The 22,657-nt window shown below is 61.3% G+C and carries 23 protein-coding genes and 1 tRNA gene; 12 read left to right on the forward strand and 12 right to left on the reverse strand.

The window, feature by feature from the left end:
- The first annotated feature begins 28 nt into the window (after positions 1-28).
- Positions 29-1,135 carry an S-methyl-5-thioribose-1-phosphate isomerase gene (mtnA, locus tag ACXAED_RS18140; RefSeq protein ID WP_475052059.1) on the forward strand — a complete coding sequence of 369 codons (1,107 nt, stop codon included), beginning with the start codon at positions 29-31 and terminating at the stop codon, positions 1,133-1,135.
- A gap of 14 nt (positions 1,136-1,149) precedes the next feature.
- Positions 1,150-1,815: a class II aldolase/adducin family protein gene (locus ACXAED_RS18145; protein WP_475052061.1), complete on the forward strand. Its 666-nt coding sequence runs from the start codon at positions 1,150-1,152 to the stop codon at positions 1,813-1,815.
- A gap of 116 nt (positions 1,816-1,931) precedes the next feature.
- On the opposite strand, the gene ACXAED_RS18150 is transcribed toward ACXAED_RS18145, so the two are convergent.
- Positions 1,932-2,017 (reverse strand) — tRNA-Leu (locus tag ACXAED_RS18150).
- 164 nt (positions 2,018-2,181) lie between these two features.
- On the opposite strand from ACXAED_RS18150, the gene ACXAED_RS18155 reads away from it, so the two are divergent.
- Positions 2,182-2,760 (forward strand): YqaA family protein, encoded by a 579-nt coding sequence (locus tag ACXAED_RS18155; protein WP_475053138.1) that lies wholly within the window; start codon positions 2,182-2,184, stop codon positions 2,758-2,760.
- Between the two features lie 2 nt (positions 2,761-2,762).
- Complete coding sequence (locus tag ACXAED_RS18160; protein WP_475052064.1) at positions 2,763-3,230, forward strand: disulfide bond formation protein B; 468 nt, start codon at positions 2,763-2,765, stop codon at positions 3,228-3,230.
- 58 nt (positions 3,231-3,288) lie between these two features.
- Here the strand turns inward: ACXAED_RS18160 and ACXAED_RS18165 are convergent, their stop codons facing one another.
- Positions 3,289-3,714 (reverse strand): Lrp/AsnC family transcriptional regulator, encoded by a 426-nt coding sequence (locus tag ACXAED_RS18165; RefSeq protein WP_475052067.1) that lies wholly within the window; start codon positions 3,712-3,714, stop codon positions 3,289-3,291.
- Between the two features lie 112 nt (positions 3,715-3,826).
- On the opposite strand from ACXAED_RS18165, the gene rocF reads away from it, so the two are divergent.
- From rocF to ACXAED_RS18180, 3 genes are read left to right on the forward strand one after another with little or no spacing between them, the layout of a single operon-like run.
- Entirely contained in the window at positions 3,827-4,753 is a 927-nt protein-coding gene (gene rocF / locus ACXAED_RS18170) for an arginase (protein ID WP_475052068.1), read from the forward strand.
- Positions 4,750-5,679, forward strand: a complete 930-nt coding sequence (gene ctlX / locus ACXAED_RS18175; protein ID WP_475052070.1) for a citrulline utilization hydrolase CtlX — start codon at positions 4,750-4,752, stop codon at positions 5,677-5,679. The genes rocF and ctlX overlap by 4 nt, the downstream gene beginning before the upstream one ends.
- Complete coding sequence (locus ACXAED_RS18180) at positions 5,676-6,722, forward strand: ornithine cyclodeaminase (protein ID WP_475052073.1); 1,047 nt, start codon at positions 5,676-5,678, stop codon at positions 6,720-6,722. The genes ctlX and ACXAED_RS18180 overlap by 4 nt, the downstream gene beginning before the upstream one ends.
- A 197-nt stretch (positions 6,723-6,919) precedes the next feature.
- Here the strand turns inward: ACXAED_RS18180 and ACXAED_RS18185 are convergent, their stop codons facing one another.
- Positions 6,920-7,504: an HNH endonuclease gene (locus tag ACXAED_RS18185; RefSeq protein ID WP_259969497.1), complete on the reverse strand. Its 585-nt coding sequence runs from the start codon at positions 7,502-7,504 to the stop codon at positions 6,920-6,922.
- Between the two features lie 240 nt (positions 7,505-7,744).
- Here ACXAED_RS18185 and ACXAED_RS18190 point away from each other — a divergent pair, with 240 nt between their 5' ends.
- Both ACXAED_RS18190 and ACXAED_RS18195 read left to right on the forward strand, forming a co-directional pair.
- Complete coding sequence (locus ACXAED_RS18190; RefSeq protein WP_475052076.1) at positions 7,745-8,398, forward strand: pseudouridine synthase; 654 nt, start codon at positions 7,745-7,747, stop codon at positions 8,396-8,398.
- A 13-nt stretch (positions 8,399-8,411) separates the two neighbouring features.
- Positions 8,412-8,834: a VOC family protein gene (locus tag ACXAED_RS18195; protein ID WP_475052079.1), complete on the forward strand. Its 423-nt coding sequence runs from the start codon at positions 8,412-8,414 to the stop codon at positions 8,832-8,834.
- 37 nt (positions 8,835-8,871) lie between these two features.
- Here the strand turns inward: ACXAED_RS18195 and ACXAED_RS18200 are convergent, their stop codons facing one another.
- Complete coding sequence (locus ACXAED_RS18200; protein ID WP_475052080.1) at positions 8,872-9,537, reverse strand: alpha/beta hydrolase; 666 nt, start codon at positions 9,535-9,537, stop codon at positions 8,872-8,874.
- The gene (locus ACXAED_RS18205) at positions 9,534-10,181 is read right to left on the reverse strand and encodes a DNA-3-methyladenine glycosylase family protein (protein ID WP_475052082.1); all 648 of its coding nucleotides are present in this window, start codon (positions 10,179-10,181) and stop codon (positions 9,534-9,536) included. Before ACXAED_RS18205 ends, ACXAED_RS18200 begins: the two co-directional genes overlap by 4 nt.
- Positions 10,182-10,288: 107 nt before the next feature.
- On the opposite strand from ACXAED_RS18205, the gene ACXAED_RS18210 reads away from it, so the two are divergent.
- Positions 10,289-11,506: an MFS transporter gene (locus ACXAED_RS18210; protein WP_475052085.1), complete on the forward strand. Its 1,218-nt coding sequence runs from the start codon at positions 10,289-10,291 to the stop codon at positions 11,504-11,506.
- Between the two features lie 60 nt (positions 11,507-11,566).
- On the opposite strand, the gene ACXAED_RS18215 is transcribed toward ACXAED_RS18210, so the two are convergent.
- The 5 genes from ACXAED_RS18215 to ACXAED_RS18235 form a co-directional block, all read right to left on the reverse strand.
- Positions 11,567-12,343: a squalene/phytoene synthase family protein gene (locus tag ACXAED_RS18215; RefSeq protein WP_475053141.1), complete on the reverse strand. Its 777-nt coding sequence runs from the start codon at positions 12,341-12,343 to the stop codon at positions 11,567-11,569.
- The gene (gene cimA / locus ACXAED_RS18220) at positions 12,333-13,967 is read right to left on the reverse strand and encodes a citramalate synthase (RefSeq protein ID WP_475052086.1); all 1,635 of its coding nucleotides are present in this window, start codon (positions 13,965-13,967) and stop codon (positions 12,333-12,335) included. The genes ACXAED_RS18215 and cimA overlap by 11 nt, the downstream gene beginning before the upstream one ends.
- Positions 13,967-15,349, reverse strand: coding sequence for a cysteine--tRNA ligase (cysS, locus tag ACXAED_RS18225; RefSeq protein WP_475052088.1), 1,383 nt, complete (start codon positions 15,347-15,349; stop codon positions 13,967-13,969). Before cysS ends, cimA begins: the two co-directional genes overlap by 1 nt.
- A gap of 301 nt (positions 15,350-15,650) precedes the next feature.
- Positions 15,651-16,232 (reverse strand): outer membrane protein, encoded by a 582-nt coding sequence (locus ACXAED_RS18230; RefSeq protein WP_475052091.1) that lies wholly within the window; start codon positions 16,230-16,232, stop codon positions 15,651-15,653.
- Between the two features lie 275 nt (positions 16,233-16,507).
- The gene (locus ACXAED_RS18235; protein WP_475052093.1) at positions 16,508-17,023 is read right to left on the reverse strand and encodes a hypothetical protein; all 516 of its coding nucleotides are present in this window, start codon (positions 17,021-17,023) and stop codon (positions 16,508-16,510) included.
- Between the two features lie 440 nt (positions 17,024-17,463).
- Here ACXAED_RS18235 and ACXAED_RS18240 point away from each other — a divergent pair, with 440 nt between their 5' ends.
- Complete coding sequence (locus tag ACXAED_RS18240) at positions 17,464-19,014, forward strand: trimethylamine methyltransferase family protein (RefSeq protein ID WP_475052096.1); 1,551 nt, start codon at positions 17,464-17,466, stop codon at positions 19,012-19,014.
- A 675-nt stretch (positions 19,015-19,689) separates the two neighbouring features.
- Here ACXAED_RS18240 and ACXAED_RS18245 read toward each other — a convergent pair.
- Positions 19,690-20,910: an acyl-CoA dehydrogenase gene (locus ACXAED_RS18245; RefSeq protein ID WP_475052098.1), complete on the reverse strand. Its 1,221-nt coding sequence runs from the start codon at positions 20,908-20,910 to the stop codon at positions 19,690-19,692.
- 99 nt (positions 20,911-21,009) lie between these two features.
- Here ACXAED_RS18245 and ACXAED_RS18250 point away from each other — a divergent pair, with 99 nt between their 5' ends.
- Positions 21,010-21,921 carry a LysR family transcriptional regulator gene (locus ACXAED_RS18250; protein ID WP_475052101.1) on the forward strand — a complete coding sequence of 304 codons (912 nt, stop codon included), beginning with the start codon at positions 21,010-21,012 and terminating at the stop codon, positions 21,919-21,921.
- 46 nt (positions 21,922-21,967) lie between these two features.
- On the opposite strand, the gene phoB is transcribed toward ACXAED_RS18250, so the two are convergent.
- Entirely contained in the window at positions 21,968-22,657 is a 690-nt protein-coding gene (gene phoB / locus ACXAED_RS18255) for a phosphate regulon transcriptional regulator PhoB (protein ID WP_058286894.1), read from the reverse strand.

Below are 22,657 nucleotides of genomic sequence, written 5' to 3' on the forward strand. Positions count from 1 at the left end.
GGGGCCGCCGGATTAGGGAGACAGCCAGATGAAAGTTGACGGTACGCATTACCGGTCCCTGTGGTGGGATCATGACAAGGACGCGCTGCAAATCATTGACCAGCGCTGGCTGCCGCATGACTTCCGCATCCAGCAGGTCAGCACCCTGCAGGAATTTGCCGACGCGATTGTCGAAATGCGGGTTCGCGGCGCGCCGCTGATCGGCGCCACTGCCGCCTACGGCATGGCGCTGGCGATGCGCCTGGACCCGTCCGACTCCGCGATGGATCAGGCTTGGAGCTTCCTCAACGCAACGCGCCCCACTGCCATCAACCTGCGCTGGGCGCTGGACCGCTGCCGCAATTACTTGCGGCCGCTGGTGGAAGGCGAACGGGCAGCAGCGGCTCTGGCGCTGGCCCATGAAATCGCTGATGAAGATGTCGAGATCAATCGCAGAATTGGTGCGCATGGCCTTGATCTGATTGAAAAAATCGCCGAAGGAAAACCGGCAGGCGAGCCTGTGCGGCTGCTGACCCATTGCAACGCCGGCTGGATTGCCACCGTGGACTGGGGCACCGCCACCAGCCCGATGTACCAGGCCCATGACGCGGGCATCCCGATCCACGTCTGGGTCGACGAAACCCGCCCGCGCAATCAGGGCGCGCTGACCTCCTGGGAACTGGGCAGCCACGGCATCAGCCACAGCTACATCACCGACAACGCCGGCGGCCACCTGATGCAGCACGGCCAGGTCGATCTGGTGATCACCGGCACCGACCGCACCACACGCCGCGGCGACGTCTGCAACAAGATCGGCACTTACCTTAAGGCGCTGGCGGCCAAGGACAACGGCGTGCCCTTCCATGTTGCCCTGCCCTCGCCGACGATCGACTGGACTGTCTCGGATGGTGTCGCCGAAATTCCGATCGAGGAGCGCAGCGAACAAGAGATCACCCATGTCCAAGGCAAGACGGAAAGCGGTGATATCGGTGTGATTCAGGTTACACCCGACGGAACGCCCGGCGGCAACCCGGCCTTTGACGTAACCCCCAATAGGCTGGTCACCGGACTGATCACTGAACGCGGCATCTGCGAAGCCTCCGAGGAAGGCCTGGCCGGGCTGTTCCCGGAAATGGCCGCCGCCAAGTCCGCCTGACAGGGGCGCCAGACGTGAAGCCTCCCTATCAGGACAGCACAGAATTGCGGCAGGCGGTGATTGACGCCTGCCTTGAGATGAATGCCTCGGGTATCAATCAGGGCACGTCAGGCAATATCTCCGTGCGGGCGGGTGATCACATGCTGATCACCCCATCTGGCGTGCCTTACGAGAAAATGACACCTGCGGATCTGGTCCGGATGCCGCTGGACGGCAGCGCCCCGCCAGAGGGGCAGCTCAAACCCTCCACCGAGTGGCCGTTTCACCAGGCGATCCTGCAGGCCAAGTCTGCTGTCAACGCGGTTGTCCATGCCCATCCTGTTTATTGCAGCGCGCTGGCCATGAACCGGCAGTCGATCCCCGCCTGCCACTACATGGTTGCGGCCTTTGGCGGCAGCGACGTGCCGGTGGCGGACTACGCCTTGTTCGGCAGCCGCAAATTGTCAGAGAATATGATCCGGTCTCTGCAGGACCGCAGCGCTTGCCTGATGGCCAATCACGGCGCGGTGACAACGGGTGAGAGCCTTCCCCGCGCGCTTTGGCGGATGGTGGAACTTGAAACGCTTGCAAAGGGTTATACGACCAGTCTCGCCTTGGGCAAGCCGCATATCCTGAGCGAGGATGAGATGGCGGACGTGATCGCAGCTTTCGCCGATTACGGCCTGAAGGACAGCCGCTGATTTTGCACTGATGCAAAGCGTAACCGGAGTAAGCCGCCGGTCGCAGGCAATCCTTGCCGTGCCAGGTTTTTGGTTCAGCTTCGTTTCCGATGTATTTGATAGTTAACGAAAATCTGTGGTGCCCAAGGAGAGACTCGAACTCTCACGATGTTGCCATCGGGGGATTTTGAATCCCCTGCGTCTACCATTCCGCCACTTGGGCCACGCACCGTTCCTAGCCAAGCCTGCCGCCGACGTCCAGAGGCAAAACGGCACCTCTGCGCCGAAATCACATCCCGTTGCAAATTCATCCGCAGCAAAGGTTGACGGAGGCCGGCGCACATGCGACCTCCCTCTGCAAACGCCGTTGAGGACGCAGGGCGCAGCATGCTGAAACCGCTATATGACCGGACAATGGCTTTGGCCGATCACCCCAAGGCGCTTTGGTGCCTGGCTGCCGTCGCCTTTGTAGAAAGCTCTGTTTTTCCAATTCCCCCAGACGTGCTGATGATACCGATGATCCTGGCGCGCCCGTCGCGCGCCTGGCTGGTCGCGCTGGTGGCCTTGGTGGCCTCTGTGGCGGGCGGTATGCTTGGATATGCCATCGGAGCATTCTTTTATGACAGCATCGGGCAACCGGTTCTGGAGGCGATGGGCAAAGGCGATGCCATGGCGGAGTTCAACACCCGCTTCAACGACTTTGGCTTCTGGGCGGTTCTGGGCGCAGGCATCACGCCGTTCCCCTACAAGGTGATCACCATCATGTCGGGCTGGACCGGAATGCCGCTCAGCACTTTCATTGCCACCTCTATCCTCGCCCGTGCACTGCGTTTTTTCATTGTCGCCGCTCTGCTCTGGCAGTTCGGGGCCCCGGTCCGCGACTTCATTGAACGCCGCTTGGGGCTGGTTTTCTCGGCCTTCATGGTGGTGCTGTTCGGCGGCTTCCTGATGGTGAGGTTCATCTGATCATGCACCGGTTATTGATCGTCATTGCCGCCGCAGGCTCTGCAGCTCTCCTAGTTGGAGCGCTGGCCTTTCAGTACATCGGCGAAATGCCACCCTGCAATCTGTGCTACTGGCAGCGCTACCCTCATGCCGCCGCAGCCGGTATCGGCATTCTGGCGCTGATCATTCCCGGTGCCACTCTGCCATATCTTGGGGCGCTGGCAGCGCTGACCACCGCAGGCGTCGGCGTGTTTCATACCGGGGTTGAACGCGGCTGGTGGGAAGGTCCTTCCACCTGCACCTCCGGCCCGATCGGCGGACTGTCCCCCGATCAGCTGATGGAGCAGATCATGGCCGCACCGCTGGTGCGCTGCGACGAGGTGCCATGGGAGATGTTCTCTCTGTCCATGGCCAGCTGGAATGCAATTGCCTCCTTTGGCCTCGCACTGCTTTGGTTTGCCGCCGCCAACTATATCCGCAAGCAGGGTTAACCTGCTGGAAAGCTAAACTGCGGCCGCTAACCCGCTGGCAGCGTTATATGCTTCAGGATCACGTGTCCTTTTTGGTGGCTAGTAGCAGATTGGTTTCACTGCTCACCACCCCTTCGAAGGTTCGGATCTTGGCAAGAGCTGCGTCCAGTGTCTCCAAAGTTTCAGTGCCAAGTTCAACAATCAAATCCCAGCGTCCATTGGTAGTGTGAATCGCCCTCACTTCCGGCAGCCCCTGCAGCTGCCTGGTGATCCGGCTGGTTCCACGGCCCTCGATACCGATCATCATCAGACCACGCACCGGATCCCGCAGCACATCTTCCTTTAACACAACAGTGAACCCCAGAATGTCCCCGCGGGCCTGCAGCCGCTCTATCCTGGCCCGCACCGTAGTGCGCGACAGGTTCAGCTCCAGCGCCAAATCCGACAGCGACGCCCTGGCGTTGTGACGCAGCGCAGAGATCAGGCGCTCCTCCGTTCTGTCCATACTTCACCTCAAATCGAACAATCAGCAACCAATATGACCAAATTGCTTGCTGGATTCCATCGCATTTCGGAAGTTTATAGATGGAAAGCTGACTTTTAGAGAGAGCAAAACCGTGACTTCACAACATTGCATCCTGATTGGAGCCCCAGTCGACAGCGGCAAGCGCCGTGCCGGCTGTCTGATGGGCCCGGACGCCTACCGCACTGCCGGAATTGCCACCGCCTTGGAAAGCCTCGGGCACACAGTAGAAGATCTCGGCAACTTGTCTCCCGAGACACACGCCGCCGACACCAATGACGGGCTTGTCTACGCCCGCAATGAAACCATCGGCTGGACATCGCGCCTCGCTCAGGCCGCGGAAGATGCACTTGAGTGCGGCTTGCCGGTTTTCCTCGGCGGCGATCACTCGCTGTCGCTGGGATCGGTGGCTGGCGCCGCAAACTATGCTGCCAAGGCAGGCCGGCCGCTTTTTGTGCTATGGCTGGATGCGCATACCGATTTCCACACGCCGGAAACCTCTGACAGCGGTAATCTGCATGGAACGCCAGTCGGATATTTCACCGGACGCAGGGGGTTCGACGATTTTCCTGAAGTCCTGAACCCGGTACCGGAAGAAAATGTCTGCATGATCGGCCTGCGGTCAGTGGACACACAGGAGCGGCTCGCGCTGGAAGACAGCGCCATCCGCACCCACGACATGCGCCACATTGATGAAAACGGCATTGCCGGTCCGCTGAACCGGTTCCTGGATCAGGTCGCAGAGGCCAATGGCATGTTGCACGTGTCTCTCGACGTGGACTTCCTCGACCCCTCGGTTGCCCCGGCCGTCGGCACCACCGTCCCCGGCGGCGCGACCGTGCGCGAGGCGCATCTGGTTTGCGAAATCCTGCATGATTCCGGCCTGATGACCTCGCTGGATCTGGTGGAGCTGAATCCGTTCTTGGATGAGCGCGGCCGGACCGCGCATCTGATGGTGGATCTCTGTGCCTCCGCCCTCGGCCGCCGCGTCTTTGACCGCCCGACCCGGAGCTACCAGTGACCAGCCTGCAAGCCCCCTCTGCGGTCGTGATGATCCGGCCGCATCACTTCTGCTCGAACCCTGAAACCAAAGGCGATAACGCCTTCCAGACATTGGCAAACACGTCGGCTGAGGTTACGTCAGCCCAGGCTCTGGCGGAATTCGACGGCGCCGTCGAAGCTCTGCGCGGCGCGGGCGTTGCGGTACATGTGTTTGATGACACCGGCACCGAAACTCCGGACAGCGTTTTTCCCAACAACTGGTTCTCCACTCATGCCGGCGGCCATGTTGCCGTCTACCCGATGTTTGCGGAAAACCGCCGCAAGGAGCGGCGCTGGGATGTGATTGAGCTGTTGAAACGGGACTACCGGGTTCAGGATGTGATCGACTATTCCGGTTTGGAACAGGACGGGTTGTCGCTGGAAGGCACCGGCGCCATGGTGCTCGACCATATCGGCCGCATCGCCTACACGGTGAAATCCAACCGCGCCAATTCGGTTCTGCTGGAACGCTTCTGCACCCATTTCAACTTTGAACCCATGGTGTTCGAAGCCAAAGATGATGCAGGCCGCGACGTCTATCACACCAATGTTCTGATGGGGATCGGCACTGAATACGCGCTGATCTGCCTGGACATGATTGTGGACCCCGCCCGCCGCGCCGAAGTTGCCGCGCGGCTGGAAGAAACCGGCCGCCGGGTGATTGACCTCACGCCGGAACAGATCGCAAGCTTTGCGGGCAACGCCCTGGAGCTCACTGGCCGCAAGCGCCTTCTGGCTCTCTCGGCCAAGGCATTGGGCGCGCTGCGTCCGGATCAGATTTCGGTCATTGAGCAAAGCGCGGAGCCGCTGCCGCTGACCATCCCCACCATCGAAACCGCAGGCGGGTCGGTGCGCTGCATGCTGGCAGGCATCCACCTCAGCCCCCGTGAAAGGAAAACCGCATGACACAGCCCTCGGATAAGGCGCTGGTGCCTTTTGTCAGCGTCGACAACATGATGCGCCTCATTCATCACGTCGGCATCGAGCAGATGATGCGCGATCTGGCCGAATATGTGGAAGAAGACTTCAAGCGCTGGGAGCTGTTCGACAAAACCCCGCGCGTTGCCAGCCATTCGGATGTGGGCGTGATCGAGCTGATGCCGACCTCGGATGGCGAGGCCTATGGGTTCAAATATGTGAACGGTCACCCTAAGAACACCTCCGAAGGACTGCAGACTGTCACCGCCTTTGGCCTCCTGGCGGATGTCTACACTGGCTATCCGGTGCTGCTGACAGAGATGACCATGCTGACCGCGTTGCGCACTGCCGCCACGTCAGCAATGGCCGCCAAGTATCTGGCGCCCAATGGATCAACAACGATGGCCATGATTGGCAACGGCGCCCAGTCGGAGTTCCAGACGCTGGCGATGAAGGCGATCATCGGGCTGAAATCCGTGCGCCTCTATGACAACGACCCAGCCGCAACCGAAAAATGCGCCCGCAATCTGCAAGGTCTGGGGATGGAAGTTGTCGCCTGCAAGACGCCGGAGGAGGCGATCGAAGGCGCGCAGATCCTCACCACCTGCACCGCGGACAAGCAGTATGCCACCATTCTGACTGACAACATGGTCGGCAGCGGCGTCCACATCAACGCGATCGGCGGCGACTGCCCCGGCAAGACCGAACTGGCACCCGGCATCCTCAACCGCTCCGATGTCTTTGTCGAATATCCGCCGCAAACCCAGATCGAAGGCGAAATCCAGCAGATGCCGGAAGACTTCGCCGTGACCGAACTATGGGAAGTGATTGCGGGCAAGAAGCAGGGGCGCACCGGAGACCGTCAAATCACCCTGTTCGACAGCGTCGGCTTTGCGATCGAGGACTTCTCGGCGCTGCGCTACATCCGCGACCGCATAAATGGCACAGATTACTTCATCGACCTGGACATGCTGGCCGACCCCGACGATCCGCGCGATCTGTTCGGTATGCTTCAGCGCGCCAAGCCCTGACACGCCACCCCCTTCCACCATGCAAAGGCGGCCCGCTGAACTGAGGCCGCCGGCACCTCCGGCCTCCTTGTCCGTTTGCAGCACCCAGCGGCTTCGGTAGCACTGTTCATGGGGATCTGAGCAGTTGCCCCACGGGGAGCAGACGATCCGACAAAGAGGCCGGAACCCTTATTTTCCAACATATTGGATAGCTTACTTTAAGCGTCCAGCTCAGTATCCCAGTACAGGAAGTCCATCCAGCTTTCATGCAGGTGGTTGGGCGGGAACTTGCGCCCGGTATTGCGCAACTCCTCCGCGCCAGGCCGCCGCGGCGGCTTGCGCAGGGACATGCCGGCCCGGTGCAGCGACTTGGACCCCTTTCTCAAATTGCAGGGGCTGCAGGCCGCGACCACGTTCTCCCAGCTGGTCACACCGCCCGCCGCACGCGGCACCACATGGTCGAAAGTCAGTTCTCCCTTGCTGCCGCAGTACTGGCAGCGGAATTCATCCCGTAAAAACAAATTAAAGCGCGTGAAGGCCACGCGCTTTTGAGGTTTTACATAATCTTTCAGAACCACCACAGACGGTATTCGGATCTCGGTGCTCGGACTGTGCACCACCTCGTCGTATTCGGCCACGATGGCCACCCGGTCCAGCCAGGCCGCCTTGACGGCATCCTGCCAGGTCCACAAAGACAAAGGATAATAGGAGAGCGGCCGGTAATCCGCGTTCAGCACCAGCGCCGGGTGCTGCTTGAGCGCGCCCGGAGATCTGACAAACTCTGCTCTGAAATCGCCATCCATTTTTGAACGTCTTCCTCGCCCTGATCTTCCGTGTTGCGGAACCAGAGCGGGGAACCCGCCCCAGCCTGACTTTGACTATATATCGTGGTTAGCGCCTGACAAGCCCTGATGATCCACAATATGTCGGGAGCAACCTGCGCTGATTCCGTGACAGCACGGTGACACTTATCCACAGGTGCCCAGCCCCCAAGGGCCTCTGCGCCTCTTGCCCTGCGGCCACCGCCCGCATATTGCCGTGCCATGACCCGTCTCATTCGTTTCAACAAACCTTACGATGTGCTGCCTCAGTTCACCGACCGCGGCAGCCAGGACAGCCCGCGCGCGACACTGAGCAAATATATCGACTGCCCGGGTGTCTACGCAGCCGGCCGCCTGGACCGCGACAGCGAAGGACTGATGCTGCTGACAGACAACGGCCGTTTGCAAGCCTGGATTACCGACCCCAAGCACAAGATGGACAAGACCTATTGGGTGCAGGTGGAGGGTATCCCGGATCAGCAGGCCCTGAAGAACCTGGCAGAAGGTGTTGAACTCAAAGACGGAATGACCCTGCCGGCCAAGGCTCGGATGATCCCGGAACCGCCGGGACTCTGGGCCCGCACCCCGCCGGTCCGGGAACGCAAGACCGTCCCCGACAGCTGGATCGCGCTCACCATTCGCGAAGGCCGCAATCGGCAGGTGCGCCGGATGACAGCCGCGGTTGGGCATCCCACTCTGCGCCTGATCCGCTACAGCATCGGCGCCTGGACCCTGGACGGGCTGGCGCAGGGCGCTTGGTCGGACCTGGAACCGCCCCGCGTTCCCGGCCCGCCGAAACCCTCGCAGAAGCCGCCGCGCAGACCCAAGGCATCGGCGGCGCGGCCTGCAAAAGGTGACAGGTCCCGCCGCCGCTGATAGCCTTAAAGCTATGCTGCCGCACGCCCCTGCCCCTAATGCCATTCTCGAAGCGTCGCTGTACGCGGACGACCTCGACGCAGCTGAAGGTTTCTATGGTGAAATCTTGGGATTGGAGCGTATCCAGCGGGTCGCCAAACGCCATGTTTTCTTCCGCTGCGGCGCCTCAGTCCTGCTGCTGTTCAACGCTGAGGAAACGGTGAAGCCACCGGGAAACCCAAGGTTGCCGGTTCCGCCGCATGGCGCCCGCGGGCCGGGTCACGTGTGTTTTTCGCAGCCGAGAGAGGAGCTGCTCCTGATGCGCGCCCGGCTGCTGGCGGCAGGCATTGCGATTGAGGCGGAATTCGACTGGCCGAGCGGCGCCCGGTCCATCTACTTCCGCGACCCGGCCGGTAACTCCCTTGAAATCGCCGAACCGCACTTGTGGGCACCCTGACCTCCCGAAGAATTGGAAGGCCAGTTATTTCAACAAATTAGAGACCAAGCTTGTCGCGCATAAACGCAAGCGCCACGCTCAGCCCGTCCGGCGCGATGCCGTGGGCGGTGCCTTTCTGGATATGAGCAAAAACGTCCTGGAACCCGGCCTCCTGCAGGGCTTCGGCGGCTTCCGGCAAAGACTGCACCGGCACCACGTCATCCTGGTCGCCATGCACCAGCAGCACCGGCATCTTGGAGACTGCTTCGTCCTTCAGTAACTCCGGTGCCAGCAACCGGCCGGAAAAGGCTACTATACCCGACACTGGGTCCTCCCGGCGAGGCGCCACATGCAGGCTCATCATGGTGCCCTGGCTGAACCCGAACAGCACCACCTGCTCCGGCAGCACATCCTCGTCGACCATCAGCGCATCAAGGAAGGCGTTCAGGTCCTCGACCGCCGCCTGCATCCCGCGCATGCTTTCCTCTTCCGAGGAGCCATCGATCCAGGGGATCGGGAACCACTGGAACCCAAAGGGCGCGCCGGCACAGGCTTCGGGCGCGTCGGGTGCGACAAACAGCGTATCCGGCAGATGTTCGCCCAGCGGGTCGGCCAGCCCCAAGAGGTCGGCCCCATTGGCGCCATAGCCATGCAGGAACACCACAATCGAGCGGATTTCGCCAGAGACCGGCTCCTTGCGGCCGGCATTCAGTACACGAGTCATCGGATCCCTTCCCTGTCCTTCGCCACCCGGTAATAGGCCCAGAGAATGCGCGCCGCAACCGACCGCCACGGCGACCAGGCTTCGGCCATTTGCCGCATCTCACGCTCCTTTGGGCGGGCTGGCAGATCAAACAGCACCCGTGCCGCCTCCTGTAAGGCCAGATCGCCATGGGCAAACACATCCGCACGGCCCAGCGAGAACATCGCATAAATTTCAGCCGTCCAGACGCCGACCCCTGGAACCTGAACCAGTGTCTCAATCACTTCTGCGTCAGGCGCGTCGCGCAAGGCTTTGAAATCAATGCGTGCTTCCGCTAAAGCCCGGGCATAGCGGATCTTCTGGCGGCTAAGACCGGCTGCGCGCAGATCTTCATCCGTTGCCCATAATATCTTGCGCGGTCCGGTGAGCTTTGCGTCTTTCATCCGCTTCCAGATCGCATTGGCGGACGCCACGCTAACCTGTTGGCTGACAATCGCGCTTAGCAGTTCCGCAAAGCCGTCCGGCCTGCGCCTGAGCGGAAGCGCGCCGGTCAGCTCCAACGCATGGCCAAAACGGCTTTCCTGCGCCGCCAGCCACGCGGCACCTTCGCTCACGCAGGCATCGCACTGGATGATCCGGCCCACGCCTGGGAGAAATGTCTGCACTTCTGACGCCACGTCACCCCCTGATTGGCCGCTGTTGAAAGAAAGCGTGATCGCCAAGCCAATTCCGCTGTCTTGCTCCGCAACATATTCACCGCTACGCATCCCACATGACCATGAGCATGACCACCCCCAGCGACGCCGTCGCCAAGAAAAACGTCGCCATCCTGGTGCTGGCGCAGGCGATCCTCGGCGCGCAGATGCCGATGATCTTTACAATCGGCGGCCTCGCAGGGCAGTCGCTGGCGTCGAACCCCTGCTTTGCAACGCTGCCGATCTCGCTGATTGTCGGCGGCTCGATGCTGGCCGCGACCCCGATCTCTGCCATCATGCAGCGCTGGGGCCGCCGCGCGGGGTTCTTTGTCGGGGCCGCCTTTGGCGTTGTTGGCGGTTTGGTCGGCGCTTACGGGCTGTATCTTGGGTCCTTCCCCATCTTTCTGCTCGGCAGCCTGCTGACCGGTGTCTATATGAGCGCGCATGGGTTCTATCGCTTCGCCGCTGCCGATACCGCCTCCGATGCCTTCCGCCCCAAGGCGATTTCCTACGTCATGGCGGGAGGTCTGGCGGCGGCGATCATCGGCCCGCAGATCGTGAAGGCCACCAGCCAAGCCTTTGTTATTCCATTTCTAGGCACCTATTTGGCGGTGATTGCAGTCAACGTTCTGGGCGCCGCGCTGTTCCTGTTTCTCGACATCCCTAAGCCGCCCGCGCCTACAGAGGACGGCCCCAAGGGCCGCAGCCGGATGGAGCTGCTGAAGACGCCCGTGATCGCAGTTGCAGTTATCTGCGCCATGGTCTCCTATGCGCTGATGAACCTGGTGATGACTTCGACGCCGCTGGCGGTGGTCGGCTGCGGTTTTACAGAGGGCAACGCCGCCGATGTGGTCACCTGGCATGTGCTGGCGATGTATGTACCGTCCTTCTTTACAGGTCACCTGATTGCCCGCTTTGGCGTGGAAAAGATCGTCGCCGCAGGTCTGGTGATCCTCGCAGGCGCCGGCGCCGTTGCCCTGCAAGGGGTCGAGTTGGAGAACTTCTTTATAGCGCTGGTGCTTTTGGGCATCGGCTGGAACTTCGGCTTCATCGGCGCCACGACAATGCTGGCCGGCGCGCATGAAAGCTACGAGCGCGGCCGGATGCAGGGCCTGAACGACCTGCTGGTCTTTGGCGGTGTCACCATGGCTTCGCTGGCGTCGGGCGGGCTGATGAACTGCTCGGGCGGCAACCCGGCGGACGGCTGGAGCGCAGTGAACATGGCCATGGCCCCCTTCCTGGTGCTGGCAGGCGGCGCGCTGATGTGGCTGGTGTTGCGGCCCAAAGAGGCCTGACCATTCTGCAAACCAAAAAAGGCGCCCCGGGAGGCGCCTTTTTCTTTGGATGCGATTTCTTTACCAGCGCCCTAAGGCGGCCCGCCACATCAATCCCGCCCTACGCCGGAACTCGCTCTGCCCAAGCGTGCCTTGCGCTACCCGTTCAGGCTGGCGAATGGCCTGTTTCAGCAGGCTTTCCGCCTGCCAGCCCGCCAACAGCGCAGTTCCCGACGGTTTCGAGACTTTCCCGCCGCTTAACCGAGAGTTTTGTATTTTTTCCAAGCCCTTACGCGCCAAAGCCTGCACACCTTCCAAGGTTCCGTCCAGCAACGGGATCCGTTTCTGGGCCTCCAGCTCCGGAATGGCGCGCAGCCAGTTGGCAACGCCGATGCCATAGGCAAAGTCACGCACGACAGCTTCATCCGCCTGCCCCAAAGACGCCGCCGCCATCCACATCAGCGACCCGCTGGTGCGGTCGATGTAGCTGTCAAAGGCAGCTTGATCCTCAAACGGGTCCTTGTAGATGTCCCAGCGCCGCGCCTCCGCCATACCGTCAACGCAGGCCGCCAGTTCCGGCTTCAGAAACCGCGAGAGCGGAGTCGCCACGTAGTGCCGCCGGACGGGCTTGCCCTCGGCGATCTCTGCACCGACGTCGCGCCACCATTGCACCCGCATTTCGGCAATCATGCTTTCCTGGCTGGCCCAAGGTGCCCGGGCCAGTTCGACATTGAAGGCATAGAGCGCAAACAGCAGCGGCCGGGCCTGGACCGGTGCGGCCATCGTGGCCAGAAACCGGTCCGGGTCGCTCTTTTGAACCAGCTCCGCGCAGGCCGTCAGGTCGTCGTCAAACTGCATCCGCCTGCCCGGCCCCGCAGTCATGCGCCAATTTCCAGCGGATCGCATCCAGCAGCGCCTCGAACGAGGCGTCGATGATGTTCGGGCTGACCCCCACTGTGGACCACCGGCGCCCCTGACTATCTTCGCTGTCGATGATGACACGGGTCACAGCTTCGGTGCCGCCCTGAGTGATCCGCACCTTGAAGTCGACCAGCCGCATATCCTCCAGCTGGGCGGAGTAGCGCCCCAGATCCTTGATCAGCGCCCGTGCCAACGCGTTCACCGGGCCGCGGTCGCTGCCGGTTTCGTCCAGAGACTCACTGACAGACAGCCGTTTTTCGCCGTCGACCTTCACCACTACAACCGCCTCGGAGAGGCTCACCATCCGGTTGTACTTGTTCTTGCGCCGCTCGACCGTGACCTTGTAGCGCTTCACCTCAAAGAAGTCAGGCAATTGGTCTAGCTCATCGCGCGCCAGCAGTTCGAACGAGGCCTGCGCGGTATCGTAGGAATAGCCTTCCGCCTCGCGCTCCTTGATCCGCTCCAGGATCCGCGCCAGCGCCGGGTTGCCAGTTTCTACGCTCAAGCCTGCGTCGGTCAAACGCTTGCGCAGGTTCGACTGCCCGGCCTGATTAGACATCGGGATGACCCGCGCATTGCCGACCTTGCCTGGCTCGATGTGCTCATAGGTCGACGGATCCTTGAGGATCGCGCTGGCATGCAGCCCCGCCTTATGGGCAAAGGCCGAAGCGCCCACATAGGCCGCCTGCCGCACCGGAACCCGGTTCAGGATATCATCCAGCGTCCGGCTGATCCGGGTAAGACCCTTAAGCGCCTTTAGGCTCACGCCGGTGTCGAACTGGCTGGCATAGGGCTCCTTCAGCAGCAGAGTCGGGATCAGCGCGGTCAGGTTGGCATTGCCGCAGCGCTCCCCCAGACCGTTCAGTGTGCCCTGGATCTGACGCGCCCCGGCATCCACCGCCGCTAGCGAGCAGGCAACAGCATTTTCCGTGTCGTTATGGGTATGTATCCCCAGTTTCTCACCTGGAATTCCGGCGGCAACAACCTCCGCAACGATGCGGCTCACCTCGGCCGGCAGCGCGCCGCCGTTGGTATCGCACAGCACCACCCAGCGCGCCCCGGCCTCCAGCGCGGCGCGGCAGGCCGCCAGCGCGTACTCCGGATTATCCTTGTAGCCGTCAAAAAAATGCTCGGCGTCAAACAGCGCCTCGCGCCCCTGCGCCACGATATGGGCGACCGAGGCACGGATATTCTCGAGGTTTTCCTCCAGCGTGATCCCCAGCGCATGGGTCACGTGGTAGTCGTGGCTTTTGCCGACCAGACAGACGGCCGGTGTGCCCGCGTTCATGACCGCTGCCAGCACATCGTCATTTTCCGCGGACCGCCCGGCCCGCTTGGTCATGCCAAAGGCGGTCATGGTGGCGCGGGTTTCCGGTGCCTCCCCGAAAAAGGCGCTATCGGTCGGGTTTGCACCCGGCCAGCCGCCTTCGATGTAATCGACCCCCAGGCCGTCCAGCGCCTGGGCGATCTGCTTTTTTTCCGCAGTCGAGAACTGCACACCCTGGGTCTGCTGCCCGTCCCGCAGGGTCGTGTCGTAAAGGTAGAGCCGTTCCTTGCCCATCAAAGCGCCCCCAGCTTGTCCGGGTCAAACCCCGCACCCGGCACCAGTTCCACGCCGGTCTTGCTCATCCGCACCTCAAGCCCTGCCTCAACAAAGACCGCTTTTAGCCTGTCGACTTCGGAAAAATCCTTGCTTTCCATGGCCTTCCGGCGCGTTTCGAAAAGCTTCTCCTCAAAGGCGGAAAGATCGATGGCAGGCGCTGACGCCCAAGCCCCCAACTCATCGGTCAGCAGCCCCAGCAACCGGGCGGAGGCCAGCAGCCCCGCCGCATCGCCATCCGCTGCCAGCTTGTGCAGCTCTGCAATCGCGCCCGCGGAATTGAGGTCATCCGCCAGTGCTTCCAGGACCGCGGCAGCAGCGCTGGACGCGGGTTCGATGCCCGCGGTCAGCGCCCGCCACTTGCGCAGCGTCGCCTCGGCCTCCTTGGCTTTCTTGTCGGTCCAATCCATCGGCTTGCGGTAATGGGTCTGCAGGAACACCAGCCGGATCACCTCGCCTGGATAGCCCTGGTCCAGCAGATCGCGCACAGTGAAAAAGTTGCCCAGTGATTTGGACATTTTCTTGCCTTCCACCTGCAGCATCTCGTTGTGCAGCCAGAATCGTGCAAACTCACCTTCCGGATGGGCGCAGCAGCTTTGCGCAATTTCATTCTCGTGATGCGGGAACATCAGGTCGTTGCCGCCGCCGTGGATATCAAACGTCTCGCCCAGCAGCTCATAGGACATCGCCGAGCATTCGATGTGCCAGCCCGGCCGCCCGCGGCCCCAGGGGCTTTCCCAGCCTGGCAGATCGCCGGTGGAGGGTTTCCACAGCACAAAATCCATCGGGTTCTTCTTGTAAGGCGCCACCTCAACACGGGCGCCGGCGATCATGTCGTCAACAGACCGGCCTGACAGCTTGCCGTAAAGTTCTTTCCAACTATCGACAGCAAACAGCACATGGCCCTCCGCAGCATAGGCGTGGCCCTTGGCGATCAGATCCTCGATCATCGCCACCATCTGCGGAATGTACTCAGTCGCCCGCGGCATGTGGTTGGGTTCCAGCGCACCGAGCTCGCCCATATCGTCCAGGAACCACTGGGTGGTTTCCGCTGTGATATCGCCGATCGCGCGGCCACTTTCGGCGGCGCGGGCGTTGATCTTGTCGTCAACGTCGGTGAAGTTCCGGGCGTAAGTCACTTGATCCGCGCCATAAACTTCCCGCAGCAGCCGGAACAGAACGTCAAAGACCACCACAGGCCGGGCATTGCCCAGATGCGCCCGGTCATACACCGTGGGGCCGCAGACATACATCCGCACGTTGCTGGCGTCGATCGGCTCAAAGACCTCTTTCTTGCGGGTCTTCGTATTGTGCAGCTTGATCACTATGTCCTTGGTTCCCATGCCCGGCTCCTTTCCCATGCCCAGCTCAAAATGGCCGGCATCACCCTTTGCGCGCAGCGCGGGCTTAGCAACTTGTCAAGGAAATGAAAACGACAGAAACCAGCCCGCTGATATGTCAGCAGGTAATGCAGCAGATGATGGCGGTGCATTTATGGTTCATGAGGGTTGCTTAGCACGGGCCGGCACCCCCGCCAAGGCTTTTGCTTCAAAAAGCAAAGGCCGCCCCGTCTGCCTTGGGTACAGACCGGGCGGCCAGCGGCGCAGCGAAACAGGTGAGTGCTGCGCCCGCTTTAGCGTCAGCTTAGAATTTGAACGACGCGCGCAGCGATACCGAGGTGGCATCCGCGCCAACGCCGGAGTTGCCGAAGTCGTCGAACTCATGCTCCAGCACTTCGCCGCCGATCTGCCACTGGTCGGTCACCTGATAAGCCAGGCCAACGCCGTAGAACTCACCGGTTTCGCTGCCCAGCGAGCTGTCGGCCTCAGCCACACCGCCGGTGACATAGGCCAGAACGTTGCCGAAGTCGTAACCGGCTTTCACCTTGGCACGGGCAACCGAGTCAACGGTTGCGCCACCGCCCAGGTCCACGTCGGTGGTGTCATAATCCAGTTCGCCGCCCAGCACGAAGCGGCCAAAGTCATGGTTGTAGCCGGCGTGGATACCGTATGCGGCATCATCACCCGACGCACCGTTGGTTGCGTCCACATCCAGCTGGCCGATCTGGCCACCCAGGTAGAAACCAGTCCAGTCGCCGCCATCATTGGCCACCGGTACGGGTGCCGGTGCCGGTGCCGGCTCGACCACCGGTTCACTGATGTTACCGGCAAATGCTGCACTGCCCATTACGGCTGCGATGGCTGTCATAGCTACGAAACGAGTCATTCAGACTTCTCCTTTTGCAGTCCCGGCGCAGGTTGTGCGCCGTTGGAGCTTACAAAAGGTCTCCAAAGCCGAACTTCCAGTCCTATCGGCTCACGTTCCCTTGAACTGGCAATGACTGGCCGAAATTCCCCTGCAACGTGCGCTTTTCCGCCGGACTCCAATATCGGAGTTAAGTGCAGCCATTGAAATGAACCCTGCGCGCACCTAGCGCCCTAACACTGCATGGCATCGGTCACCCGCCGCGCGTAACGGCAGTTAGCCGGGGCCAGTGATCGTCAGAAGCGAAATGCAGCGGTTAAGGATAAAGTCTCGCCGCGCAGTCGGCCGCTGCCATCCTTGGGTCCGGCTTCGTGATGCAGCAGCTCACCCCGCAGTTGCAGTGCCCGGTTGAGAGAGACACGCATTCCCAAACCAAACAGTGTCCCATTCCGCTTGCCGGTTGCGGTCTCAGCTTGCAACCCGCCCAGGGTAACAACACCCGTTGCTGGACCAAAGTCGTATCCCGCGTGGAGACGCAGCTGATGCGTTTCATCTGCCCGCACCGCCCGTGTCAGCAGGCCGGAACGGCGGGAGGCAACAGTGCCGCCAAGGATAAAACTGCCAAATTCCTGCAGGAAGGCCAGCTGGAAAGCTTGCGGCTCGGTGCTGCCGGCGCCGGATGCGGATTGAACGCGGTTACTGAAAAGCGGCCTGGCCCACCCTTCTGCAAAACACGGCTGGGCAAAGGCAAGCCCAACAGAAAGACCCGCGGCAAAGGCATGAGTGAGTGTGGTTTTCCTAACCATCGGCATATCGCTTTGCCTTCTTGAAATGCGCTGTTTCAGCGCGCCATCCCCAGGACCCCAGTTTCGCCATTAATGCTTAATATTCGGTTCCCAAGGCCATCCTGCCAATAACCGCCAGCCGCGCATAGCGTCAAAAATCGAAGATACACCAATAAAAATAAATACATTTACTTAAAGCCACAGTTTTGCGGCGTCCAAACCGCGCCTGGCGCCCCGGATGAAAATCATGTCGCTTTTTTCATCCTGGTCGCAAACGGGCAAGAAACCCCTTCCAGCCATGTCAAATTACAACAACACAGACAGGAGCCCGCATGCAGGGAGAACGCAGCCTTGTCAGCCTGATCTGCCGCACAATCGGTGCGGCGCGCGGGCGTGCGGCCAGAGGCCGGCCGCACTGAGTTGGAATTCCAGAAATTTCCACTCACCCACCTGAAAGGCTCAATATAATGAACGACCAAGCCTCCTCCTCCCGCGCTGGCCGCAGCGGCGGCCGCAATGCACGACGTGCCGCCCGGGCAGCCGCATTGCCGGATCATCTGCGCCCCGTGCGCCCGGGGATGGAATTTACCGCCCTGAAAATGCTCAGCCAAGCGGACATGGAGCAGATCCACCAGACCGCACTGACCGCACTCGAAGAGATCGGCCTCGCCGATGCCCCCCAAAGCGGCATCGAATACTTGACCGCAGCAGGCTGTACCCTGGGCGATGACGGCCGTATCCGCTTCCCCCGCGCCCTGGTCGAGGACACCATTGCCAAAGCCAACCGGTCCGTCACCCTGTTTAGCCGCGACGGCAAAACCGACCTGCAGCTTTCTGGCGGCCGCGTTCATTACGGCACCGCAGGCGCCGCGGTCAGCATGGTCGATGTGCATGGCAAGACCTACCGCGATTCCACCGTGCAGGATCTGCACGACGCCGCCCGCATCTGCGACCAGCTCGACAATATCCACTTTGTCCAGCGCCCCATGGTATGCCGCGACATCGCCGACAACTGCGAGATGGATCTGAACTCGATTTACGCCACCACCGCCGGCACGACCAAACATGTTGGCGTCTCCTTCACCGAGCCGGGCTTCGTAAAGCCGGGGCTGGAACTTCTGCATATGATTGCGGGCGGCGAAGACAAGTGGCGCGAGCGCCCGTTCGTGTCGAACTCCAACTGCTTTGTGGTTCCGCCGATGAAGTTCGCCACGGAATCCTGCGAGGTCATGGAGGAGTGCATCAAGGGCGGCATGCCAGTGCTCCTGCTGTCGGCTGGTATGGCGGGCGCAACCGCGCCCTCCACCATTGCCGGCGCAATTGCCCAGGCGGTGGCGGAATGCCTGGCCGGGCTGGTTTACGTAAACGCCGTAAAGCCCGGTGCCCCAGCAATTTTCGGTACCTGGCCCTTCGGCCTGGACCTGCGCACCGGCGCGATGTCCGTGGGTTCTGGCGAGCAAGCTTTGCTGACTGCAGGCTGCGCTCAGATGCACAAGTTCTACAACCTGCCCGGCGGAGCCGCCGCGGGCGCGTCAGATTCCAAAATGCCCGACATGCAGGCCGGCTGGGAGCAGATGTGCTCTGCCGTGATGGCGGGGCTGTCTGGTCTCAATATGGTTTACGAGGCCGCGGGCATGCATGCTTCGCTGCTGGGCTTCTGCCATGAGTTGCTGATCCTCGACAACGACCTGCTGGGCCAGGCGCAACGCTGTGTGCGCGGCATTGAGGTCAACGAAGAGACTTTGGCCTTGGACCAGATGCGCGCCACCTGCCTTGGCGGGCCCGGCCACTATCTGGGCACCGATCAGACGCTCAGCCGGATGCAGATGGACTATGTCTATCCCGACCTGGGCGACCGCACCTCACCCAAGGAATGGGCGGAGCGCGACAAGCCCGACCTGATCCAGAAGGCAATTGTGAAAAAGGAAAAGATCCTGTCGCAACGCGCCACAGCCAGGTTTGACGCCGCCACCGACATGGCAATCCGGGAGCGTTTCAACATCCATCTGCCTGCGTAACGGCCAGTGTCGCTTTCAAACGGGCCGGAATTTCCGGCCCGTTTTTTTTGCATCAGTGCCTGTGGCCGTCAGTTCTGCAACCGGCCGATATACCAGGCTGCCTTCCTGAGTGGTCCATTTGTGCTACACCGGGCCCATCGCCAGCAATCCAATAAAACGCGAACTAATGGCTTCCATAGCCGGGAGCTTCATGATAACTATTTGTTAACATGCGCTTCTTTGCAAAGCGCGCCGGCGTTCGGTTGTTTCACGAATTGCATTCTTGCAATGCAAAGTTGCAGGCTGGTATTGCATTATTGCATGACGAGACCCTTGTGTATCTCGCTACTGCTTCGCGGCTCCTCAAAAGCGCAAGACGACAGCGCCAGATGGGTGGGAAAACCATCATCTGAAAATTCGCAACGCAAACCTGCGCTTGGGTCGCCGCAGCCAACACTGTTGCAAAAGCGGTCCTCGAAAATTAACCAGCTGTCTCCCGAGAGACCAAAGTTTCTCAGTAGTTTTTATGCCACCACAGATTTCAGGGTAGGGTTTTCGGATCCTATCCGCGATAGCTGAGCTTGCAAACGAGCCAGAATCCTTTGCGGAACTCACCGAGCGGTCACATCTTGCAAAACTGCAAAATCATAATGGAAAAATGCAGCGCGAGAGGGTATCTCGCGCTGCAATCGGTCTTTAGAAGAAGGCCTGCAAACCAGTCTGAGCACGGCCCAGGATCAGGGCATGAACATCGTGGGTGCCCTCATAGGTGTTTACTGTTTCCAGATTAACCATGTGGCGGATCACGTTGAACTCCAGGCTGATACCGTTGCCGCCATGCATGTCGCGAGCCATCCGGGCAATCTCCAGAGCCTTGCCGCAGTTGTTGCGCTTGATGATCGAGATCATCTCCGGTGCCGCGCTGGCCTCATCCATCAGCCGCCCGACCCGCAGAGAGGCCTGCAGGCCAAGGGTGATCTCGGTCTGCATGTTGGCAAGCTTCAGCTGAAACAGCTGCGTATTGGCCAGCGGACGGCCGAACTGCGTGCGATCAAGCCCGTACTGGCGCGCTGCGTGCCAGCAAGCCTCCGCCGCGCCCATTGCGCCCCAGCTGATGCCGTAACGGGCGCGGTTCAAACACCCGAAAGGACCCTTAAGCCCCTGAACATGCGGCAGAAGCGCGTCTTCGCCAACTTCAACGCCGTCCATCACGATCTCACCGGTGATCGACGCGCGCAGTGAGGCCTTGTTCTGGATCTTCGGCGCGCTCAGGCCTTTCAGGCCCTTGTCGAGCACAAAGCCGCGGATCTTGCCGCCATGCGCTTCGGACTTGGCCCAGATCACAAAAACATCCGCGATCGGCGCGTTGGAGATCCACATTTTGGAGCCAGTAAGCCTATAGCCTCCTTCGGTTTTCTCAGCTCGGGTCTTCATGCTGGCGGGGTCGGAACCGGCATCCGGTTCGGTCAGGCCGAAGCAGCCGATCCATTCGCCGGAGGCGAGTTTCGGCAGGTATTTCTGCCGCTGCTCTTCGCTGCCGTATGCATAGATGGGATACATCACCAGCGAGCTTTGCACCGACATCATGGAGCGGTAGCCGCTGTCCACACGCTCCACTTCGCGCGCCACGAGTCCATAGGATACATAGCCGCCGCCAAGGCCGCCGTATTCTTCCGGGATGGTAGTGCCAAGCAGGCCCATTTCGCCCATCTCGCGGAAGATTTCGGGATCGGTTTCTTCGTTTTCATAGGCACTTAGCACACGCGGCTGAAGTTTTTCCTGGGCATAGGCGCAGGCCGAGGCGGAAATCATCCGCTCATCTTCGGTCAGCTGGTCCTCCAGCCGCAGGGGATCTTCCCAGTTGAAACGGCCCAGGTCCGGAGCATCTTTGGCGCGCAGCGCGGGTTTGTCGGTCATCATGTCACCTCAATGGTTCGCGGTTTGGGCAAACCCTAACGGGAGATGAAGGGAAAAAACAGCGAGACTTTCGCAAAGATACATGACAAAAACTCATACATGACCGTGCCCCGCAAATTCCTGCCATCCATCTCCTCCCTGCGCGCGCTTGAAGCGCTCGACCGTTTGGGCAGCGCCTCTGCCGCGGCTGAGGAGCTTGCGTTGACGCAAGGCGCCGTCAGCCGGCAGCTGCAAACGCTGGAACGGCAATTGGGGATGGAACTGGTGCAGCGGGACCAGAAACGCCTGATGCTGACCTCAGAAGCGCAGGATTACGCCGCGGAGGTTCGCCAAGCCCTGAACCAAATTGTGCAATCCACCCTGCGTTTGCAGGCCGCGCCGCTGGCCGGCACGCTGAATCTGGCGATTTTGCCCGCCTTCGGGATGCGCTGGCTGATGCCGCGGCTGCCGGAGTTTTCCCGGCTGCACCCGGATGTGACAATCAACATGGCCACCCGTCTGGAACCATTCAACTTCTCCACGGAACCCTTTGATGCGGCTATTCATTTCGGAAACGCAGAATGGCCCGGCACGCGATCCTTGCTGCTCAAGCACGAACAGCTGCTGCCGGTCTGCGCGCCGGAGCTTTTGGAGGGCCGTTCAGTCACGGACCCCAAGGATATCCTGAAGATGCCGCTGCTGCACATTCAAACCCGGACGACCGCCTGGCGGGACTGGTTCGACCGGCAAGGGATCGCTGCCGATGACGGTTTGAGCGGCACGATCTATGACCAATTCGCAACCATCACCCAGGCTGCTCTGCATGGCCTGGGCGTGGCGCTGATGCCGGATTACCTGGTGGAACAGGACCTGGCGACAGGCCGTCTGGTGGCGCTGCACCCGGAACCGCTGGAGTCAGCCGGTGCCTATTACCTGGTCTGGCCGGAGCGGAAGTCAGGCGCGCCGGCGCTGATGAAGTTCCGGGAGTGGCTGGCGGGCCAGGCGCAGCCGGAAGATCCGCTGCCGCGCTGACCGGCGGTGCACAGGGGGTGACATGCGTGTACCCCCTGATGCCGTTTCAGCCGAGCGCGTAGCCCGCGCCGCGCACCGTGCGCACCGGGTCGCTGCCGCCATGCTGGGTCAGCGCCTTGCGCAACCGCCCGATGTGAACATCGACGGTGCGGGTGTCGACATAGATGTCGCGGCCCCAGACCCGGTCCAGTAGCTGCTCGCGGCTCCACACCCGGCCCGGCTTCTCCATGAAGGTGGAGAGCAGACGGAATTCCGTCGGCCCCAGCTTCAGCGGATTGTCGGCGCGGCTGACCTTGTGAGTTTCGGCGTCCAGCACGATGTCGTCGTACTCCAGCCGCACCCCGACGGTGGAGGGCCGCACCCTGCGCAGCTGGGTGCGCACCCGCGCCATCAGCTCAATCACCGAATAGGGTTTGACCACGTAATCATCGGCGCCGGTCTCCAGGCCGCGCACCTTGTCGACCTCTTCCGAGCGGGCCGACAGCATGATCACCGGAATGTTGCGGGTTTCCGGTCGGGTCTTGAGCCGGCGGCACACTTCGATGCCGCTGAGGTTAGGCATCATCCAGTCCAGGATGATGATGTCGGGCATGTCTTCCTCGACCACCAGCAGCGCTTCTTCGCCATGTTCGGCGCGCAGCACGCGGAAGCCGTCGGCTTCGAGGTTGTATGCCAGCACTTCCCGCTGGGCCATTTCGTCTTCAACAACAAGGACGGTGGGCTGATCGGCAGCCAT

This window comes from Leisingera sp. ABM4_103 (genome assembly GCF_056158685.1).

What these genes read in the sequence shown, in the direction of transcription:
- ACXAED_RS18160 (WP_475052064.1), top strand. Translation starts at nt 2,763, where the DNA reads ATGCACCGGTTATTGATCGTCATTGCCGCCGCAGGCTCTGCAGCTCTC.
- phoB (WP_058286894.1), bottom strand. Translation starts at nt 22,657, where the DNA reads ATGGCTGCCGATCAGCCCACCGTCCTTGTTGTTGAAGACGAAATGGCC.
- ACXAED_RS18245 (WP_475052098.1), bottom strand. Translation starts at nt 20,910, where the DNA reads ATGACCGACAAACCCGCGCTGCGCGCCAAAGATGCTCCGGACCTGGGC.
- ACXAED_RS18250 (WP_475052101.1), top strand. Translation starts at nt 21,010, where the DNA reads ATGACCGTGCCCCGCAAATTCCTGCCATCCATCTCCTCCCTGCGCGCG.
- ACXAED_RS18195 (WP_475052079.1), top strand. Translation starts at nt 8,412, where the DNA reads ATGCTGCCGCACGCCCCTGCCCCTAATGCCATTCTCGAAGCGTCGCTG.
- ACXAED_RS18200 (WP_475052080.1), bottom strand. Translation starts at nt 9,537, where the DNA reads ATGACTCGTGTACTGAATGCCGGCCGCAAGGAGCCGGTCTCTGGCGAA.
- cimA (WP_475052086.1), bottom strand. Translation starts at nt 13,967, where the DNA reads ATGGGCAAGGAACGGCTCTACCTTTACGACACGACCCTGCGGGACGGG.
- ACXAED_RS18240 (WP_475052096.1), top strand. Translation starts at nt 17,464, where the DNA reads ATGAACGACCAAGCCTCCTCCTCCCGCGCTGGCCGCAGCGGCGGCCGC.
- cysS (WP_475052088.1), bottom strand. Translation starts at nt 15,349, where the DNA reads ATGGGAACCAAGGACATAGTGATCAAGCTGCACAATACGAAGACCCGC.
- mtnA (WP_475052059.1), top strand. Translation starts at nt 29, where the DNA reads ATGAAAGTTGACGGTACGCATTACCGGTCCCTGTGGTGGGATCATGAC.
- ACXAED_RS18235 (WP_475052093.1), bottom strand. Translation starts at nt 17,023, where the DNA reads ATGCCGATGGTTAGGAAAACCACACTCACTCATGCCTTTGCCGCGGGT.
- ACXAED_RS18190 (WP_475052076.1), top strand. Translation starts at nt 7,745, where the DNA reads ATGACCCGTCTCATTCGTTTCAACAAACCTTACGATGTGCTGCCTCAG.
- ACXAED_RS18210 (WP_475052085.1), top strand. Translation starts at nt 10,289, where the DNA reads ATGACCATGAGCATGACCACCCCCAGCGACGCCGTCGCCAAGAAAAAC.
- ACXAED_RS18230 (WP_475052091.1), bottom strand. Translation starts at nt 16,232, where the DNA reads ATGACTCGTTTCGTAGCTATGACAGCCATCGCAGCCGTAATGGGCAGT.
- ACXAED_RS18155 (WP_475053138.1), top strand. Translation starts at nt 2,182, where the DNA reads ATGCTGAAACCGCTATATGACCGGACAATGGCTTTGGCCGATCACCCC.
- ACXAED_RS18165 (WP_475052067.1), bottom strand. Translation starts at nt 3,714, where the DNA reads ATGGACAGAACGGAGGAGCGCCTGATCTCTGCGCTGCGTCACAACGCC.
- ACXAED_RS18180 (WP_475052073.1), top strand. Translation starts at nt 5,676, where the DNA reads ATGACACAGCCCTCGGATAAGGCGCTGGTGCCTTTTGTCAGCGTCGAC.
- ACXAED_RS18215 (WP_475053141.1), bottom strand. Translation starts at nt 12,343, where the DNA reads ATGCAGTTTGACGACGACCTGACGGCCTGCGCGGAGCTGGTTCAAAAG.
- ACXAED_RS18185 (WP_259969497.1), bottom strand. Translation starts at nt 7,504, where the DNA reads ATGGATGGCGATTTCAGAGCAGAGTTTGTCAGATCTCCGGGCGCGCTC.